The sequence below is a fragment of the Chryseobacterium sp. JAH genome, from assembly GCF_001507335.1.
Taxonomy (GTDB): Bacteria; Bacteroidota; Bacteroidia; order Flavobacteriales; family Weeksellaceae; genus Chryseobacterium.
This window is the reverse complement of the sequence record NZ_LMAH01000014.1, coordinates 1-4,067: the sequence shown is the minus strand read 5'-3', so window position 1 is coordinate 4,067 and position 4,067 is coordinate 1. Positions and strand designations below refer to the sequence as shown.

General features: G+C 29.2%; 3 protein-coding genes. All 3 read right to left on the bottom strand.

Annotated features, from left to right (window positions below; all coding sequences use genetic code 11):
• Positions 1 to 874: 874 nt before the first annotated feature.
• The 3 genes from AR685_RS17825 to AR685_RS17815 all read right to left on the bottom strand — a co-directional run bounded on the left by AR685_RS17825 (position 875) and on the right by AR685_RS17815 (position 3,982).
• The gene (locus AR685_RS17825) at positions 875 to 1,750 is read right to left on the bottom strand and encodes a CPBP family intramembrane glutamic endopeptidase (RefSeq protein WP_165592846.1); all 876 of its coding nucleotides are present in this window, start codon (positions 1,748 to 1,750) and stop codon (positions 875 to 877) included.
• Between the two features lie 396 nt (positions 1,751 to 2,146).
• Positions 2,147 to 2,857, bottom strand: a complete 711-nt coding sequence (locus AR685_RS17820) for a hypothetical protein (RefSeq protein ID WP_131777656.1) — start codon at positions 2,855 to 2,857, stop codon at positions 2,147 to 2,149.
• Between the two features lie 18 nt (positions 2,858 to 2,875).
• Positions 2,876 to 3,982, bottom strand: coding sequence for a hypothetical protein (locus AR685_RS17815; RefSeq protein WP_059125453.1), 1,107 nt, complete (start codon positions 3,980 to 3,982; stop codon positions 2,876 to 2,878).
• Between the last annotated feature and the right edge of the window lie 85 nt (positions 3,983 to 4,067).

The window sequence follows — 4,067 nt, the reverse complement described above, 5'->3', positions numbered from 1 at the left end:
ACCGAAAGCCATCTATCAGTATGAAATTTTACTTTCAAGTAAGGATGTTTACAAGAAAGGTGAATATAATGTTTATGAAGAGTCTATTATGACCATAAACCATGACTAAAATGAATCCGGCTCACAATCTTTTGTGAACCGGATTTTATTTGCTAAATATAATTGTAATCAAGTTATATTCTAAACATTTTATAGTACTCATAGATCTGACAAAACTGTTTGAATATCATGCCGCTTCCCAAAACATAAAAAAAGATGTTGCAGCATCTTGTTCGTGGATCATTTGTGTTCACCTAGTTCTACCTAAACATTATTAAATACTAAATCATGTTGATGATTTCCAAGAGGATGTAAAATAATATTTTATGAATCTCTGGGTTTAAGCTTGAAAGAAATGCTCGCAAATGGTGCAACAAAAGCTCCTCCAAACATTAAATAAAAATTTCTATCTACTTTACCAACTCCTCTTTCCACAACTCTATGATAGAAAAACGTTCCTTTATATAAAACAATTGAAAGCCTTAAAAAGTGTAAGCCCTTAGGTTCACGACTTTTATTTTGACCGATAGGCCAAATATTTTTTATAGTCTGAAAAAAACTTCATAAATTCCTTGAAAACAAAACGAAAAAAGTTGCGCTACAAAGTAAAACAATATTTAATTCGTTATATCTGGTCAGACCAGTACAACCTGCCATCTTCCGATATACATAATAGTAAAGTAATGTCAATCGTAAATTCTATTTATATTATGAAAATAGTAGATACAAAGATATTATAATTAGGCAGTCTTACAGGATATCCCATTATTCGAAGACATGATGTAAGAAAATGTATAAACCTGATTTTACTAAATAATGTAATCTCTTTTTTCAATTAATCGAAAGAAGGTTCAATTTCATACTCCTTTTCCAATACTCTTTTAAATTCCTCTTTCGAGAGACCGTTTTTTGAGGAAAACTTCATATTAATAATAATTTCATCAACATAATATTTATCTTTTCCATAGATCAGATTTAGAATATCCTGAAGATACAATTGAGTTGTTTCTATTTTATATATTTTGTCATTTCTCAGATCCAAACTGGTAGTTTGAGTTTCGTTCATATGAAAAAAAACTTTCTCCTCAATGTTTAATGTATAATTTGCTGTCTTATCAATATATGGATTAGCAAATAAAATCATAATAGTAGGTATTAAAATAGCAGCAATAAAATTCCATAGGACATGGTAGAGAAATCCGTAATAAAAATTTAAACGAACTCTGATAAAGCTGATGACAAATGCTCCGGATAATTGGCTTAAAACAATAAGGGGTGATAAAAGAAAAAATGTAGGACTGTTATTAAAGTAATTTCCAGCATGAACCAAACCAAAAGCAATACTGAATGCATAAATAAGCCAGGGGAAAAGCCTGTCCCATTTATCACGAATGATTATTCTTTTGAATATCGAATTGTATCGTAGAACTAATCTGAATATGACTTCTTCAATAAAGGGGACCAGAAGTACAATCAGAATAAAAACCATATAAATGGTATTTTGCTTGTAATCTAAACTTTCGCTTTTAACTTTAATTAACCTATTGATGAAGTAATCAAGAGGAATGACGATGATACATGTAAGTACCAGTTCGAATAGCAAGAATTTAAAAAGCAGAATGATTTTATCTTTTGTAGAGATTTCAATTTGTCGATCATTAGGTTTTTTTAGAAAATTAAAGAAGTCGATAGCGATATATTTTGTACTCATGTCAGATGTTTGGTATTGGTTTTTTATCATTAGTGTATATTTTTTCGTTTGTTACAATCTCTTTTAATTCTATTTTTTGGATAATTTAACTAATGGATAGCTACAGAATTGATTCGATTCTCTCCCATTCCACAAAATAGAACCCATCTCATCTGTGAGACGGATTCTATGCAGTTATTTGGCGTTCATATATTTATTATATATCTCGTTTCTGACCGTAGTAGATGAAACTTCCGATTAATGGCATCCAAAATTGTAATAGAATATAATTATATCTCTGTCTTTTGGATAGATTCTTGTTCTTACGAATGTCTATAATAGTTATAATATTTACTATTCCGTATATTAACGTAAGAATGATTGCTATGTATGGATTTTCAAACATTGTTTAAATAATTAGTAGATTGATGAAATTATTACACAAGCTGCAGCTGTTGAAATGTTGCAACCTCCCCACCAAGGCAGCCCTGAACTCTCATATATCCCACAAATTGCTGATGATGTAGAGCTCATCTCAATAGCAACTGAAATACATCTGTAACATTCACTATATGATACATTTCCGTTTCCGTTTCCGTCGCACGATACATTTTTTGGAGCTCTTCTGTTTGCAACGCTATCATATTTAGTTTTTAATTCCTCAGATAGTCCTTTGCTTTCATATTTTGTGTAAGTGCCTCGGTCGATAGTTATTTGTGAATGAACAAAATTATCGTAGTTTAAATCTGTTAAGATAATTGAGCCCGTGTGGGTTCTTAAATCATATCTCGAAAGGTCGGCATAATTAAGAGCAAATTTATCCTTATTTGGCAAAAAATTGGTGCCTTTAAGATCTATAACTTCTAATTTTCCTACAATAGCGTTGTTTTGATTGATTACAGGTATAATGTATAGATCATAATCCTGTTCATTCACATTTACCTTTTGATGAAGTGTATTATTTACATCTAGTTTTCCGTGTTGATCTATAAAATTTTTGTGTCTTTGATAAGTATCAGATGATAAAAATGTATTAACATCTGATAAGAATGTTTTTGCTGACATTGTACTACCAGCGAACAAGGCAAAAATAATTGCCATTAAAGATAATTTAAATAAGTTTTTCATGGTTTAATTTTTTTAAGTTTATATGATTTTATTTACTAGTTTTTTTATTTGAACTTGCCTCTGATCCCAGTTTTTTTCCTGATTAAGAAGTTGTTGCATCTGACATAAATTTGTTGTATTAATCTTTTTATGATCAACTGATACTATGGCATCTCCAATGTCAAATTCTGTTTTTTTTATATTTTTAGCACTAATGATGAGATTATTATTAATGTTTCGTACAGCGTAATCATTTTGGAAGGATTTTATAATCTGATTTTCATCAATTTTCTTATAGTAAGCTTTTTTATTTTTAAAATCTAAAATCCAATTAAATTTTTTAATGAACATTATGCCAACTAAGTAACGTGTTACTTTCTCGCTATTATTGATATCAACCCAAAGCTTTTCTTTTCCAAAAATTACAGGAACATTTTCAAATGTTCTGATCGATTTTATATGATTTTTATCAGGTGTAATGGCTTGAAAATCAATAAAATTGTATTTTGTATTTTGAAATGGAAAAATTATAGTAGATAATGCTCCAGTATCAAATATGAACCAATCTTCTTTTCCATCAACAGTAATTTTAATTTTTATAATTCCAGAGAGCTCTACTTTCAGATCTATTTCTGTATAGTCCAATTTAGATCTAATCTGGTTTCCTGATGAGATTTGATTTTTTTCAAAGTTTAGCTCTATTTCCTTTTTTTCATCAACAAAGTTTACAAGTGAAAAATGTCCTTTTGTATCGTCACACTGATTTACAGTTCTATCGATATAACTTGCTGACAAAGGTTTGCCTGAGATTAAATTATTTTCAAAATTAATTAGTCCCAAATAAGATTTGAGTTTGTAGTTATCTGCTAAGCTTATATCAACAGTTTTATAGAGATTTTGTTTACCACCAAAGAGAGCTTTATCTGTTATAAAATATTGCGTGGCTCCAGTGTCAAATCGAAGTTTTACTAAATGGTCATTTATTTTGTTCCAAACAAACATTTTTTCGTTTATAATATCGAAAGTCATGCAACCTGCTTTCATGTGAATTTTTTCTTTTGAAATAACTCTGATAATATCTTTAAGAAAATAGTATGTTAAGGCAACAATTGTAATTATAGCAAGGAGAATTATAGAAATATTCATAAAATATTTGTTTAAAGCACATGCTTTTACACATGTGCTTTTAGATTATTAATTTTAGCAGAACCAATCGCAAAGTGCTACCAAA